A 14585-nucleotide genomic window follows, 5' to 3' on the forward strand; every position below is an offset into this window, starting at 1 on the left:
CGATCGTCGCGATGCGCCTACGCTCGCCCAGTCATTGCGAACAATTCTCGCTACGGTGTGCGTAAATTAGCGGATACCTCTAATATCTCTTCAACGCCGGACAACACAGAACGAGCAGCAGAAGCACAGCAGCAGAAGTACAGCAGCAGAAGCACAGCAGCAGAAGCACAGCAGCAGAAGTACAGCAGCAGAAGCACAGCAGCAGAAGTACAGCAGCAGAAGCACAGCAGCAGAAGCACAGCAGCAGAAGCACAGCAGCAGAAGCACGGCAGCAGAAGCACGGCAGCAGAAGCACGGCAGCAGAAGCACAGCAGCAGAAGCACAGCAGCAGAAGCACAGCAGCAGAAGCACATCAGCAGAAGCACAGCAGCAGAAGCACAGCAGCAGAAGCACAGCAGCAGAAGCACAGCAGCAGAAGTAAAGCAGCAGAAGTAAGGCAGCAGAAGTAAGGCAGCAGAAGCACAGCAACAGAAGTAAAGCAGCAGAAATAAAGCAGCAGAAATAAAGCAGCAGAAGTAAAGCCGTAGAAGTAAAGCCGTAAAAGCACAGCAGCAGAATCAAAAGCAGTTACAAAGAACCGGGCGTTTGCGCAAAGCATCCGCCCGGTTTTTTTTACGTGCGCCGAACTGCGCCGCCTTAAAAAACGTCACCTCCATTATTTCGCTGAAACGCCTTGCACCCGCGCGTTTGCCGCCTACACTTAAAGTAGTTTCTCAACTGCTTCGAAGGAGGCAACAATGAGAACGAGAACCCGCGAAGTCATGCGCATGCTTGCGACATTCCGCCATTCGGCGCATTGCCGACGTCTGCGCGCGGCCGCGGCGGCACAGGAGGCGCGCGATCTCGCCAGCGAAGAGACCACGCAGGACGACGCGATCGAAGAGGACGAGCGTGCCGAACCGGACACGCAGCCCGCATCCCGCAAGCCTCATCCGGGCCTGCACTGAGCTGCGCGATCGAACGGCTGCCGATCAGACGCGCGCCGGATTCCTGAACGGCGAGAAGCGCCAGTGCCCGCTCGGGTCCTTCACCGCGATCGCGCCATGCTCGTGCAGCAATTCGCCGATGGCGCCGGGCTTGATGTCGTCGGTGATGCGGATGACGAGCAAGGTTCGCTGCGGCGTCGGGTCATCGGACGTGTGCGTCGCGGGCGGATGCGGTGTCAAAGGCTCGTGCGGCACGAAACGGTTGCGCGCGCCGATCACGCCTTGATGCTCGCCGTGCGCGACATACTCGGCATCGTCCTCGTGATGCGCGGGCGGAAGGAGCGCATCGATGTCGATTTCGCCGCGTCCCGCTCGATACAGATGCGCATCGTCGCGTCGCAGGCCTGCGAGCTGCAATGCGCGCAGTGCATCATGTCCGTCGCGATAGCATCCGAACACCCCAACTATGACCTGATTCATCGTCGCCCCCTCTGTCGGTCCGCTTCGCCAGGACCGAAGCAACAGACGTCTCTACGCGCGGTATCGGACTCGCATTCCGCGCTCTCTGATTCCTCATATGATGGTCAGCAACAGGCGTTCCCGAATGGTGGGTTTTACGTATAGGGAAGGATAGCTCGACGCGGCAGGTTGCGACCCCCACGGCAATCACCTAAAGTAACTGAGCTTCTTTCCCGGAACCGCGCGTCACGCGACGCGCTCTTCGCGAGGTTCGAATGATTGCGAAAGCCTGTGCTCTGGTGCTCGCGCTGATGGCAGGCTCCGCAGCGGCGGCGCCGTGTTACAACGACGGCGATGTCGTCACCCTCGAAGGCACCGCCACGCGGCAGGCGCCGCGCGAGACGGACGCATCCGCGAAGCCGGCGTGGGTGCTCTCGCTGTCGAGCCCGATCTGCGTATTGAGCGGGAGTACGGGGCAGGGCGGGCGGCAGCAGTCGAATGTCTCGGCGGTGCAGATCATCGACGCGACGCCCACGGAGAACGCGCGCGTTCAGCTGACGGGCAAGCTCGTCACCGGCAACGTAAGCAGCTACTACGCCGTGCCGACCGCGATCTGGGTGCTCAAGGTGCGCGCGCTTTCAGGCCAATAGCTTCCTCGCACCCGCAAGGGCGATGCGCCGAAGCCAATGAGAAGAACGAACGATCAGGCTGCTTTGGCGTGCGCGTGATAACGCCAGAACTCGGCAACCACGATATGCAGTGGTTCATGATCGAGCTTGCGCTCTTCTGCGAAGCGCAAGATCGCGTCGAGTTGCTGGCCGGTGCAGCGGAACGCCTGGCGGCGCGGCGCCGTCTGGTTTTTCTTGTGCGTGGTCATGGCAATCCTTTTCTAGGACCTTTCCCCAGACAGGGCAGGATCGTTCGACGGGGCGACCCATGCGCGCGAACGCTGCCTGCTCCTTCCACATTAAGCCGCAGCCGTGCTTGCGCGACCGGCTGTTAGCGCACATAGCCAGTGCACGGAGCCGGACGCGCGCCGGATTTGTTCACACCTCCCGCTGGAATAAACCTTACGGTTTCCCCGTTTAGCATCCATGGACCCGCGCTGGCGTCGAGACGCGGGGCGAGGCGAGGAGAGGGCTGTGAGCGCGGATCGACATGCGCACGAGGAGCTCGCGCACATCGCGCGGATGATCGCGGAGCTGGAGCGCGTCGCGGCGAGCGCGCACGGCGCACCGTCGCGCTATGCCGTCATGCATCCGGAGTACTGGCGGCGACGCATCGATGCGTTGGTGCTCACGTCGACGGACGAGCCGCTGCGGCGCGATGCGGATGCGTTGCGCAAGCGCCTCGCGCGCGTCGTCGACGATGCCGCGGAACGAATTTCGGGGGAAACGGGGGAAACGGCGCGGGAGACCGGCGGCAGAAAATGAAGCGAAGCGGCGTACGTGGCGGCGCATGTGAACGGAAGCATGCGCCGCCGCGGCGTCAACCCGTCTGCTCGACCGGCGTCACGTCGATATCGAGCTTCTGCGTGCCGCGCAGCACCGCGATCTTCACCGCCCGGTCGATACGCGATGCATCCAGCGTGCGCTGCAAGCCATCGACGCTATCGACGGCGATGCCATCCACCGCGACGATGCGATCGCCCACACGCAATCCGCCGGTCGCGGCCGGGCTGCCTTTCACGATCTCCATCACATGCACGCCGCTCGCGGACGCGAGCTCGAAGAAGCGCTGCACGCGCCGCGAGATTGGCGTGGTCGTGCCCGCGACGCCGATATACGCGCGCCGTACGCGGCCATGCGCGAAGATCTGCATGATGACCCACTTCGCCGTGTCGATGGCCGTGGCGAAGGAAATGGCCTGCGCGCCCGAGATGATCGCCGTGTTGACGCCGATCACTTCGCCTGCCGAATTGATGAGCGGTCCGCCCGAGTTGCCGGGATTGAGCGCCGCGTCGGTCTGGATGACGTCGTAGATCATGCGGCCCGAGGTCGAGCGCAGCGTTCGGCCGAGCGCGGACACGACGCCCGTGGTCACGGTCTGCGCGAGCCCGAGCGGATTGCCCACCGCGATCGCGATCTGCCCGACGCGCAGGCTGCCCGACGTGCCCAGCCCGACATGCGGCAGCGGTTCGGGCGAGCCGATGCGCAGTACCGCGAGATCGCTCGCGGGATCGTCGCCGACGAGATCGGCATCGAAGCGCGCGCCGTCCGCGAGCGTGACGACGATATGCGTCGCGCCGTGCACCACATGGTTATTCGTCAGCAGATAGCCGTCGGGCGTGAAGATGAATCCCGAGCCCGTGCCGCCGACATTGCGGCGCGCACCGCGCTGATCGGCGATCTGGCGCTCGACCGAGATGAACACGACTGCCTGCTGCACGCGCTCGAGTGCGCCGATGACCGTGCGCGAATAGGCGTCGAGCAGCGCGGTATCGTCGAGCGGCGTGGCGGGCGCGGCGTCCTGTGCGCCGCGCGCGAGATCGTCGATGAATTGAGGCCGGCTTCCCATGTCCGTTGAACTCCCGATGTCTGGAAGCCGACATGCGGGACGCCGCCGCCGATTTCAAGAGATAGTTGCAGATGCAAGCAGTTGCATCGGGCCGAGCCTTTCGACGATGCCGCGTTGCGCGTCGTCTCGCACGAAGAGCGAGCCCGCGAAGCCGAGCGCGTTCACCGCGACGCCTTCGACATGCGATACACCGCGCGGCACGGCAAGCATCCAGCGCCGCGTGACGAGCAGGTTGTAAGGCGCGCTTTGATGCGCGGCTCCGGCGACATCGAGCGGCCGCACGCCGATCGCTTTCAGCAGTTGCAGATAGGTGGCATGCGCGCGGGTTGCATCGTCGTGGTCGAGCCATGCTGCGGCGTGTTTGAACGCGAGCTGCGGCGCGCTGAAGATGCCGCTCGTGCGCGCGCTTTCGACGAAAGACTCGATGGGTAAAGCATGACCGTCGAGCGGCAGCGGCACCATCTGCAGATGTTTATGCGGCTGGCTCGATCCAGCGATCGTGCCGCCGTTATAGAAGCCGAGCGCGTCGAAGCGATGGAGGCAGGCGAACAGCGCGGCGAAATCGCTTTGATGGATGAGCGACTCCTGCGGCTCGAAGTCCGTCGTCACGATCAGCAGATGATGCGCGAGCACGTTGAACTTGTTGAGCAACAGAAAGTGGCGCTCGCCGATATCGCCGACACGCAACGCCTCCTCGCACGGCGAAAACGGATCGCGCCACGCGCTCGCGGCATCGGCGGCGGACTTGGCTGCGAGCTTCGACGCTTCCTCCTTGCGCGCGAGATTCGCCGCCTGCCGCACGAGAAAGCGCACGCCGCCGTCGTCGATCACGCTTTGCACCGTATCGAAGGAACGCAGCGCGCCGCATGCGAGCGCGCGTTCGCTTTGCGCGATGATCTGCTGCCACGAAGGGGCGTTCATGTGCGCCATGCTTCTCCCTTGCCGAACTCGTATCGATCGAGCGATGCGGCGTGTATCTCGATGCTGTAGCCGCTCGCTTGCGGCGGCATGTATCGCCCGTTCCTGATGACGACGGGATCGAGAAAATGCTCGTGCAGATGATCGACATATTCGAGCACGCGATTCTCGAGCGACCCCGACACGCAGATGTAATCGAACAGCGAAATATGCTGCACATACTCGCACAAGCCGACGCCGCCCGCATGAGGACACACCGGCACGCCGAACTTCGCGGCCATCAGAAGCACGACGAGCACTTCGTTCAGACCGCCGAGACGGCAGCTATCGATCTGACAGAAGTCGATCGCTTCGGCTTGCAGCAGTTGCTTGAAGATCACGCGGTTCTGGCAGTGTTCGCCGGTCGCGACGCCGGTCATCGGCGCGAGGCGTCTGCGGATCGCGGCGTGGCCGAGCACATCGTCGGGGCTCGTCGGCTCTTCGATCCACCACGGATCGAACTCCGCGAGACGACGCATGTTCGCGATCGCTTCATCGACTTCCCAGACCTGGTTCGCGTCCATCATCAGCTTGCGGTCAGGGCCGATTTCCTCGCGCAAAATGCGTGCGCGGCGAATGTCTTCTTCGAGATTGCCGCCGACTTTCTGCTTGAAATGCGTCCAGCCCGCCGCGACGCCTTCGCGCGCGAGCCGTCGAATCTTGTCGTCGTCGTAGCCGAGCCAGCCGGCTGACGTCGTGTAAGCGGGGAAGCCTTGCGCGAGCATTTCCGCTTCGCGTTCGGCGCGCGTGCCTTGCAAGCGCTTCAGCAACGCAAGCGCTTCGGATGGCGTGATCGCATCGGTCACATAGCGGAAGTCGAGACAACTCACGAGCTTCTCCGGGCTCATGTCGACGAGCAGTTTCCACACGGGCTTCTTTTCGCTCTTCGCCCACAGATCCCATACGGCGTTGACCACTGCGGCCGTCGCGAGATGAATGACGCCCTTCTCGGGGCCGATCCAGCGCAATTGACTATCCGACGTGATCGCGCGCCAGAAGCCGCCCATATCCGCGGCGATGTCTTCTATCCTCTTGCCAACGACGAGCGGCGCGAGCGCCTGAACCGCCGCGACGACCACTTCGGTGCCGCGTCCGATCGTGAACGTGAGGCCGTGGCCCGCGAGTCCCGGCGAATCGGTTTCGAGTGTCACGTAGGCGGCGGAGTAATCGGGCGCGGCGTTCATCGCGTCCGAGCCGTCGAGCGAACGTGAAGTGGGAAAGCGAATATCGCGCACGGAGAGCTTCGTGATGCTGGTCATGTTCATCTCCTTGAAAGTGGGCGTGACGGCAACGCGCAGGGGTTGAACGGAGGCTTCGCGCACATGCGAACGCGCTCGGGTAATCGATATACGCGCGACATTGACAACCCGTGTTTCGCCTCCTAGCCTGCTAGCATGTTAGTGCGAAATCAAGGGCGGCGTGAGCGCATCGACGAATGAAAACAGTCTTGCCGCCGACCCTTACCGCGCGTTGCCTCGATTGCACGGTTCAGAGCGCGGCAAACTCACCGACGCGGTCGAACAGGCATTGCGCGCGGCCATCGTCAATCTGGCGATGGAGCCCGGCATGATGATCGACAAGCTCGCGGTGTGCGAGCGCATGGGCGTATCGCGCTTTCCGGTTTCGTCCGCACTGGCGAAGCTCGCGGCCGCGGGTCTCGTCGAAGTCTTGCCGCAGCGCGGCACGCGCGTCATGCCCATCGTCATGCACGATATTCGTCAGCATCTGTTCATCCGCAGCGCGCTCGAAGTGGAGGCCGTGCGCACGCTCGCTGCCGCATGCGACGAAGCCACGCTCGATGCCCTCGACGCCAACCTCGACCGCGAACGCGACGCAGTGCAGCAAGGTCTGCGCCGCGAGTTTCATCTGCTCGATCTCGCGTTTCATGAACTGCTGTTGGATGCGATCGATCTGCCGCGCGTGAAGGAGATCGTCGCGGCATCGCGCAATGCGCTAGATCGCGCGCGCCGTCTGATGGCGAGTCCCGAGCGGCATGCGCACACGCTCGCGGAACATCTGCGCATTGCGCAAGCGATTCGCGCCCGCGATGGCGAAGCGGCCGCGCGCGCGATGCACGATCACCTGGATGAAGTCGTCGCGGAACTGCGGCGCTTCTCCGCTGAAAGACCGGATCTGTTCAGGGAGTAGGAGACAAGGAAGACGAGAAAGCGTGGTCAACCGCAATGGAGGAGACAACAATGAACCTGTTCAAGCAAGTCGGCGCCGTGGCCGTCCTCGCTGCCGCATGTCTCGCCGCATCGCCGGCGATGGCGGCCGATGAGTTCAAGGGCGTGACCGTCAACGTGATGACCTTCGTCGGTCCACAGATCGCCGAGCCGCTGCAACGGCGCGCGCCCGAGTTCGAGAAGCTGACGGGCGCGAAGGTGAACGTGCTGACGGTGCCGTTCTCCGATCTCTATCAAAAGCTGCTGACGGACTGGGCGTCGAGCACGAACTCCGTCGATGCCGCCGTGTTCGCGCCGCAATGGATGGTCGATTACACGAAGGGCGGCTTCCTCGAAGACCTGTCGCAACGCGTCGCAAAAGATGCCGCGCTGAAAGAAGACGACGTGATGCCGTTCTTCGTCGACTTCTCGCAGAAGTACAACGGCAAGACCTATCTCATCGCGCTCGACGGCGACTTCCAGATGGTCTATTACCGCACCGATATCCTGCAGAAGCTCGGCAAGCAGCCCCCGAAAACATGGGACGATTACCTCGATATCGCGAAGGCCGCGAACGGCAAGGTCTTCGACGGCGACGGCAAGCCGGTCGCGGGTTCGTGCATCTCGAAGAAGCGCAACGCGCAGGCGTACTGGGCGATCATTTCGATCGCGGGCGGCTATCTGCAATCGAAGGGCACGGCGCAAGGGGCGTTCTTCGATCCGCGCAACTTCAAGTCGCTCGTGAACAACGACGGCTTCAAGGAAGCGCTGCGCATCTACAAGGAATCGACCAATTATGGTCCGCCGAATGAAATCAACCTCGATGTCGGCGATACGCGCAGCGCGTTCATCTCCGGCCATTGCGCATTGACGCTCGACTGGGGCGATATCGGCCCGCTCGCGATCGATCCGAAGCAGTCGAAGGTGATCGACAAGGTCGGCGCGGTGATCCTGCCCGGCTCGCGCAAGGTGCTCGACCGCGACACGGGCAAGCTCGTGCCGTGCGACAAGACCACGTGTCCGTACGCGATCGACGGCGTGAATCATGCGCCGTTCGCGGCGTTCGGCGGCTGGTCGGGCGGCATCAACGCGAAGGCGAAGCCGAAGGTGAAGGACGCGGCCTACGCGTTTCTCTCGTTCATGAGCCAGCCCGCGCAATCGAATGTGGACGTGACCATCGGCGCATCGGGCTTCAATCCATACCGGCGCTCGCAGTTCACGGATATGGCGGCGTGGAAGAAGGCGGGCATGAGCGACGCGGCCGCGAAGTCCTATCTCGGCGCGATCCAGCAGAGCCTGCAAAGCCCGAACATGATCATCGATCTGCGCATTCCGCAGAATCAGCGCTATGAGCAGGTCGTGCTCGATACGGCGGTCGCGCGCTTCCTCGCGGGCGAGCTCGATGCCGATGCGACGATGAAAGCCATCGACAGCGGCTGGAGCGAGATCACCGACGATCTCGGCAAGGACGGCCAGTTGCGCGCATACAAGGCATCGATCGGGGCGAAGTGAAGGCTCTGGCGAGCGCGTCTGCAAAAGCGCGCTCGCCATCGCAATGGAGGGGTGATGAATACGCAGTCGCACGCATCGTCCGTGGTCGCGAACGAGCGAGGCTCGCGCGCGCGCATCGCGAACTGGCTCGACCGGCAGGCGCCCTATGTGTTCGTGCTGCCGACGGTGCTGCTGATTCTCGCGTTCTCGATCTTTCCGCTCGTGACATCGGCGTATCTTTCGCTGACGCGCTTCGAGCTGGGCGAGGGCGGCTATCAACTCACTTTCACAGGCCTGCGCAACTACGCGCGCCTTTTCTCCGGCAGCCAGCAATACCACTTCACGGGCGTGTTCCGCGCGCCCGGAATAATCAGCATTGCAACCATGCTGCTTGCCGTGATCGCCGTGCTGTTCTGGTTCTACCGGTACATGAGAAGCGAGCGGCGTTCGATCATCGGCACGCTCGGGCGTCTGATCGCGTCATGCGCGTTCCTCGCGCTCGTGTGGCTCGCGGCCAATACGCTCGGCGGCGGCGGGGCGCTCGGCAGTTTGATGGTCACGATCTTCTATGTCGTGCTCGGCGTCGCGCTGCAATTTCTCATCGGGCTGGGGCTCGCCTGGCTGTGCACGCTGCCGCTCAGGGGCGGGCGCTTCTTTCGTCTGCTGTTCTTTCTGCCGCTGATGGTGACGCCCGTCGGTATCGCGTACATGTTCCGCATGATGGCCGATACCTCCATCGGCCCGCTCGCGCCGATATGGTCGTGGCTCGGTCTCGGGCAGATCGCGTGGGCGGCGGACCCGTGGCTCGCGCGGCTCGTCGTCGTGATCGGCGATACATGGCAATGGGTGCCGTTCATGTTTCTCGTGATGCTCGCGGCGCTCGAAGGCACGTCGCGCGAGCAGATCGAAGCGGCACAGCTCGACGGCGCATCGGCGTGGCGCGTATTCCGCGATGTCACGTGGCCATCGATCGCGCCGGTCGCGGCGAGCGCCGTGCTCATCCGTCTGATCGAAGCGTTCAAGATCGTCGACCTGCCGAACGTGCTGACCAACGGCGGCCCCGGCATCGCGACGGAATCGATGACGCTGCATGCGTTCATCGAATGGCGCACGCTGAATCTCGGCGGCGCGTCGGCGGTGGCGTACATGCTGTTCTTCGTGTCGACGATAGCGTGCGTGTCGTTCTTCCAGTTCGTCGTGCGGCGCGCGCGGGGAGATCAGTGATGAGCACACTGAAGCGCTGGTTCGTGCCCGCGCGTCTGGACGAGTTGCCCATCGGCGCCAGGGCGATCGCATATCTGCTGCTCGGGCTGTGGTCGCTCGTCGTGCTGTTCCCGTTGTACTGGATGGCGATCACATCGTTCAAGCTGCCGGTGGATGTATCGGCGGGGCCGCTCTACATTCCCTTCGTCGATTTCAAGCCGCATCTGGATGCGTGGCATTACATCTTCGTCGATCTCGGGCCGGACACCTATCGCCCTTATATGAACTCGCTGATCATCGCGACGTGCGGCACGGCGGCATCGGTCTTTCTCGGCTCGATGGCGGCTTACGCGCTCGCCCGCATCGAGTATCGGCCGCCCGTTGCGGCAGTGGGTCTCGGCGTGCTGTTGATCGCGTTGCTGATCGCGGCGGTCGCGTGGGGCCATGTCGATCTGCGCATAGCGCTCGCTGTCGCCCTCGCGCTCTTCTTCCTGATCCTGCGGCCGATCATGCGACGCGCGCGCAAGCATCTGAACAACGACGACATCCTCTTCTGGGTCATCTCCCAGCGAATTCTTCCACCCGTCGTCACGGTGATTCCGATCTATCTCACGTTCAAGAATGTCGGCCTGCTCGATACGCATCTCGCGCTCATCATCACGTATGCGACGGCGAATTTGCCGATCGTCGTGTGGCTCATGTTCGATTTCTTCGACGGCGTGCCGCGCGAAATCGAAGAAAGCGCGCAGATCGACGGCGCGACGCGTTTCTCGATTCTCTTCGGCATCGTGTTGCCGCTGGTTGCGCCGGGACTCGTCGCAACGAGCCTGCTGGTGCTGATTCTCTCGTGGAACGAGTACCTGTTCGCGCTCTTTCTGACGACCGCGAATGCGCAGACGATGCCGTTGCTCGTCGCGGCGCAAAACGCGACGCGCGGTCCGCAATGGTGGAACATGTCGGTGCTGATACTGATCATGATCCTGCCGGTGATGCTGCTGACGCTCACGCTGCAGCGCTTCATCGTGCGGGGCATTCTCGTGGGAGCCGTGAAAGGATGACGGTCATGGATAGCGAGGCGGTGAAGGTCGACGACGCCCGCCTGACGAAGATCGCGGCGGCGCGCCAGTCGAAGAGCGTGTCGTTGCGAAACGTCGGCAAGATGTTCGGCGACACGCGCGTGCTGCGCGATCTGTCGCTCGACGTGCAGGCGGGCGAATTTCTCGTGCTGCTCGGCGAATCGGGTTGCGGCAAGACGACGGCGCTGCGCATCGTCGCGGGTCTCGAATCGGCGACGGAGGGCGCGGTTTTCGTCGGCGATACCGATGTGACGCATCGACTGCCCCGCGATCGCGATGTGGCGATGGTGTTTCAGTCGTATGCGCTGTATCCGCACAAGACGGTGTTCGAGAACATCGCGTATCCGCTCATCGTGAGAAAGCGCTCGAAAACCGAGATCGACGCAGCCGTGCGCGAAGTGGCGGCGAGCGTGCAACTGGAGCCGCTGCTGTCGCGCCTGCCGCGTCAGTTGTCGGGCGGGCAGCGTCAGCGCGTGGCGCTTGCGCGCGCGATCGTGCGGCGGCCAGCCGCGTTTCTGATGGACGAGCCGCTCTCCAATCTCGATGCCAAGCTGCGCGGCCACATGCGCGCGGAACTGAAGCACATGCAGCATAAGCTCGGCATCACGACGATCTACGTAACGCACGATCAGATCGAGGCGATGACGCTCGCGCATCGCGTCGCTGTCCTCGACAAGGGCGCATTGCAGCAGCTCGATACGCCCGCGCGCATCTATTCGGACCCGGCGAATCTGTTCGTCGCGGGCTTCATCGGTTCGCCGCCGATGAATTTTCTGCGCGGCGCGCTCGCGCAGGGACGCTTCGATGCACCGGGTCTTTCGCTCGAAGCGCCGGTGCGTCACGACGGCAAGGCGACGCTCGGCGTGCGTCCCGAGGAGTGCTCGCTCGTGGCGCAGGGCGAGGGCGAACTGCAGGGGCGCATCTATTCGGTGGAGCTGATCGGCGATCATTCGCTCGTCACGATGAACGTGGGCGAGCAGCAGATCGTCGTGAAGGTGCCGAATACCTTCGCGGGCGAGATCGGCGGCGCGGCCGGCGTGCGTGTGAATCGCGAGCGCATCTATTTCTTCGATGAAACCGGCGCGCGCATTCGACGATCTGTTTGAGAAACGTAAGCCTGTATGCGTGCGGCAAAACGTTCCTGTTCGCGTCGTCTATATTGGATTGATGACGATCCGATATGGAGGTGCGAGATGAGGCGCATCTATTTTCTGCTGCCCAGTGTGACGAGCGCGAAGGGGATCATCGACGAACTGCTTTTGAAGCGGATCGAATGGCGGCATATCCATGTGCTTGCGCGGCCTCATGAACCGCTGGAGGATTTGCCGCAGGCGACGCTCGTTCAACGCAGCGATCTTTTGCCTGCGCTCGCGCGCGGAACGGCTGCGGGCGGCGTGACGGGCGCGCTTGCCGGGCTCGTTGCGATGGCGTTTCCGCCGGCGGGGTTGACGATCGCGGGCGGCGCCGTGGTTTGCATGACGCTGGCGAGCATGGGCTTTGGTGCGTGGGCCGCGACGATGATCGGTGTGGGGATACCGAATACGCGGTTGCGGCGCTTCGAACATGCGATCGAAGAAGGCGAGTTGCTGATGATGGTCGATGTGCCGAAGGATCGGGTTGAGGAAATCGAGGCTCTGGTTAAGAGCCATCATCCGGAGGCCGATGTGGAAGGGGCGGATCCTACGATTCCTGCTTTCCCTTAATGGGGTTTTTTGCCCACGCAGGCTCGTAAGGCTAGCGGCAAACAGAGACTCCCCCGTTGCCAGCGCCGTGCCAGGTCGCTCCGTCCATCGACGAACTTGATCATGCGCCCACCCGGGTCCGGAGAGTCGCCGGCGGCGATCCGTAGGGTTCGTGTCATCGCACGGGTCTTCCCGGTGCGGATGAATGGGCGCATGAGGTCCGGTTCAATGCCACGAGCTCAGGTCGTCCAGGGGGGTATGCATATCCATCCAGTCATAGGGTGCGTGCGTTCTTCCCCACGCCCAGGTCCGCGTTGCCGCTGACGAGGATACTTTCGGTTGCACGCATGTCATCGACTCCGGCTGCGATTCGACAGTAGCGGCGGCTTCCAGTGACAAGGCGGTTTTCAAGCGCTGAGACATTCCTGATTCTCCTTTGGTGATGGGCATTCCGAACAAAATTCAACGCCAGCCTGCTGGTTCGTCGCACGATCGCGCAGCAAGTCGATGTGGTTGAGATCGCGCGCGTAACGCAACCTGCCGATCGGCGGGCTCGGCGTGAGACCGGGCAGGTTGTTCGCGAGCGTCTGCGTCGCGAATGACGACGCATGGATCGTGATCTGCATCGTAGTGGAGAGAGGTTCGGTGCAACCCTCTCGCGGCGGGAGGGGTAGGGATACCGCGGGTGCGCTGAAGCAACGGCAACCGCGCTTCTCGTCTGATCAATGACGGTTCTGCGCGCAACTGGAATAGTTTGTCGGTGAGTCTGTTGGACAACCTTCACGATCGACACCGCTGCGCTTCAACGGCAGTTCGGGGCGGTCTGGTCATCCACGAGGCGCCTCACGAGTCGGAGTTCGGCCAATAGCACCGCGCGTCGGTCTGTACTCCGACGAGGCCGTTCGTATTGCAGTGAGGAAGGACACACGCGCTTCCGCAGCATGGACAACGCACGCAAGCACTTGAAATTCGCCACTGAAAGTACCTATAAACGAAAATGAAACGGCTCTGTCGTAGTTGGTAAGAGCCGGATCGCACCGACTACCCGAGCGCCCGCCCGGGGACGGGTTCAAGGGGAAACAAATGACCGCCGTCACGTTGTACGCCTGGGCCGTGCCCGCCTATTACGAAGGATCGGCTGTCGACCATACCTGGGTCACCACCTACGACAACAGGCTCGTGGCCTATCCTGCGATCCCGGAAGTCGTGGCAGCGGGCCAGAATTATTGGTATTGCTGGGGCGATTTCCATGCAAAGGGTGAAACGCCTTCGATTCCTGACGGGTTTTTAGCCTCCGGCGCAGCAGAATTGAGCTACGCGTCGTGCCTCTGTCAGCCGGATGCCGACTCGAGATCGGACGCCGCCGCGCGAGGGACGATTTTTTTCTATGGGATCGACGGCGTCTGCCATCAACTCGCCAATCAGGTTCTCTGGCCAACGGGGCAGAGCGGCGCGCCGCCTGCTACCGTGCACAAAGCCAGAGGCTATTGGCTCAGCAACGCGATCTTTGGTACGTACGGAAAGCAACACGCGGCCTGGGCCAACAGACAGACCACATGCGCAGGCTCGAGCGGGAGTAATGTGATGAGCACGGAAGGCACCCATCAAGACGTCGACGACTTCGAGGCGCATGTCAGAACCACCTTGAAAGGACGCGAAACGGAGGACAAGATTCGGTCCCTGATAGAGCGTCGGCGCACATTTGTCGCCGCGGTCGAGCAACTCAAATACGATTCACCGGATGTCTCCGCGCCGACCGCAGCCGACCTCAATCGACTCTATTCAATCTTTTTCCACGAGGCCGAGCGAATCGTCGGCGGCGAGAACTTCAAATTGGTGTTCGGCGTGTCTGCGCAGGTAGAAATGAACATCGTCGATCCCGCTATTTATGAATCAGCCCTCCGACAGCGCGGCAAACGATAGCAACTGAGTTGCGATTCCCACATGCGTGCACCTTCGCCCCTCGATGGTGCTTCTCCGACTTGCCTTGCTACCGAACACTGCACAGTAGGCAACGATCAAACGTTTGCGCCGTCCGTGTTGTCGTTAAAAGAATAGGCGCGAAGCTTGCATTAGATGCCCGCTCTACATTGTCCATCCTGCGAGCAA

15 protein-coding genes and 1 pseudogene are annotated in these 14585 nt (G+C 62.5%); 11 read left to right on the forward strand and 5 right to left on the reverse strand.

Translation table 11 applies throughout. The features are described 5' to 3' along the window. Together AWB78_RS46290 and AWB78_RS05335 are read left to right on the forward strand one after the other, a co-directional pair. A pseudogene (locus AWB78_RS46290) lies at positions 1–435 on the forward strand (hypothetical protein); the annotation flags it as partial. 302 nt (positions 436–737) lie between these two features. Next, positions 738–947 (forward strand): hypothetical protein, encoded by a 210-nt coding sequence (locus AWB78_RS05335; protein ID WP_157697413.1) that lies wholly within the window; start codon positions 738–740, stop codon positions 945–947. A 24-nt stretch (positions 948–971) separates the two neighbouring features. Here the strand turns inward: AWB78_RS05335 and AWB78_RS05340 are convergent, their stop codons facing one another. Next, complete coding sequence (locus tag AWB78_RS05340; protein ID WP_062602994.1) at positions 972–1406, reverse strand: hypothetical protein; 435 nt, start codon at positions 1404–1406, stop codon at positions 972–974. Positions 1407–1660: 254 nt separating this feature from the next. Here AWB78_RS05340 and AWB78_RS05345 point away from each other — a divergent pair, with 254 nt between their 5' ends. Further along, the gene (locus AWB78_RS05345; protein ID WP_062602996.1) at positions 1661–2035 is read left to right on the forward strand and encodes a hypothetical protein; all 375 of its coding nucleotides are present in this window, start codon (positions 1661–1663) and stop codon (positions 2033–2035) included. 53 nt (positions 2036–2088) lie between these two features. On the opposite strand, the gene AWB78_RS46295 is transcribed toward AWB78_RS05345, so the two are convergent. Further along, entirely contained in the window at positions 2089–2262 is a 174-nt protein-coding gene (locus AWB78_RS46295) for a hypothetical protein (RefSeq protein ID WP_157697414.1), read from the reverse strand. 265 nt (positions 2263–2527) lie between these two features. Here AWB78_RS46295 and AWB78_RS05350 point away from each other — a divergent pair, with 265 nt between their 5' ends. Then, positions 2528–2818: a hypothetical protein gene (locus AWB78_RS05350; RefSeq protein WP_062602998.1), complete on the forward strand. Its 291-nt coding sequence runs from the start codon at positions 2528–2530 to the stop codon at positions 2816–2818. Positions 2819–2873: 55 nt separating this feature from the next. Here AWB78_RS05350 and AWB78_RS05355 read toward each other — a convergent pair whose 3' ends face one another. From AWB78_RS05355 to AWB78_RS05365, 3 genes are read right to left on the reverse strand one after another with little or no spacing between them, the layout of a single operon-like run. Then, positions 2874–3902: a S1C family serine protease gene (locus AWB78_RS05355; protein ID WP_062603000.1), complete on the reverse strand. Its 1029-nt coding sequence runs from the start codon at positions 3900–3902 to the stop codon at positions 2874–2876. 54 nt (positions 3903–3956) lie between these two features. After that, on the reverse strand, positions 3957–4832 hold the full coding sequence (locus AWB78_RS05360) for an ATP adenylyltransferase family protein (protein WP_062603002.1): 876 nt from the start codon (positions 4830–4832) through the stop codon (positions 3957–3959). Continuing rightward, positions 4820–6118, reverse strand: a complete 1299-nt coding sequence (locus AWB78_RS05365; RefSeq protein ID WP_062603461.1) for an L-fuconate dehydratase — start codon at positions 6116–6118, stop codon at positions 4820–4822. The genes AWB78_RS05360 and AWB78_RS05365 overlap by 13 nt, the downstream gene beginning before the upstream one ends. A 160-nt stretch (positions 6119–6278) precedes the next feature. Here AWB78_RS05365 and AWB78_RS05370 point away from each other — a divergent pair, with 160 nt between their 5' ends. The 7 genes from AWB78_RS05370 to AWB78_RS05405 all read left to right on the forward strand — a co-directional run bounded on the left by AWB78_RS05370 (position 6279) and on the right by AWB78_RS05405 (position 14399). Next, a complete protein-coding gene (locus tag AWB78_RS05370; protein WP_232477613.1) occupies positions 6279–7007 on the forward strand; it encodes a GntR family transcriptional regulator in 729 nt (242 codons plus the stop codon). Positions 7008–7057: 50 nt separating this feature from the next. Beyond that, positions 7058–8536 (forward strand): extracellular solute-binding protein, encoded by a 1479-nt coding sequence (locus AWB78_RS05375; protein WP_062603006.1) that lies wholly within the window; start codon positions 7058–7060, stop codon positions 8534–8536. A gap of 54 nt (positions 8537–8590) precedes the next feature. Beyond that, positions 8591–9739 (forward strand): carbohydrate ABC transporter permease, encoded by a 1149-nt coding sequence (locus tag AWB78_RS05380; protein ID WP_062603008.1) that lies wholly within the window; start codon positions 8591–8593, stop codon positions 9737–9739. Continuing rightward, positions 9739–10776, forward strand: coding sequence for a carbohydrate ABC transporter permease (locus AWB78_RS05385; protein WP_062603009.1), 1038 nt, complete (start codon positions 9739–9741; stop codon positions 10774–10776). Before AWB78_RS05380 ends, AWB78_RS05385 begins: the two co-directional genes overlap by 1 nt. A gap of 5 nt (positions 10777–10781) precedes the next feature. Beyond that, a complete protein-coding gene (locus tag AWB78_RS05390; protein WP_269768919.1) occupies positions 10782–11900 on the forward strand; it encodes an ABC transporter ATP-binding protein in 1119 nt (372 codons plus the stop codon). A gap of 87 nt (positions 11901–11987) precedes the next feature. After that, positions 11988–12497, forward strand: coding sequence for a hypothetical protein (locus AWB78_RS05395; RefSeq protein ID WP_062603011.1), 510 nt, complete (start codon positions 11988–11990; stop codon positions 12495–12497). A 1062-nt stretch (positions 12498–13559) separates the two neighbouring features. Beyond that, positions 13560–14399: a hypothetical protein gene (locus AWB78_RS05405; protein ID WP_062603016.1), complete on the forward strand. Its 840-nt coding sequence runs from the start codon at positions 13560–13562 to the stop codon at positions 14397–14399. Positions 14400–14585 lie beyond the last annotated feature (186 nt).

The organism is Caballeronia calidae (assembly GCF_900044055.2).
Classification (GTDB): domain Bacteria; phylum Pseudomonadota; class Gammaproteobacteria; order Burkholderiales; family Burkholderiaceae; genus Caballeronia; species Caballeronia calidae.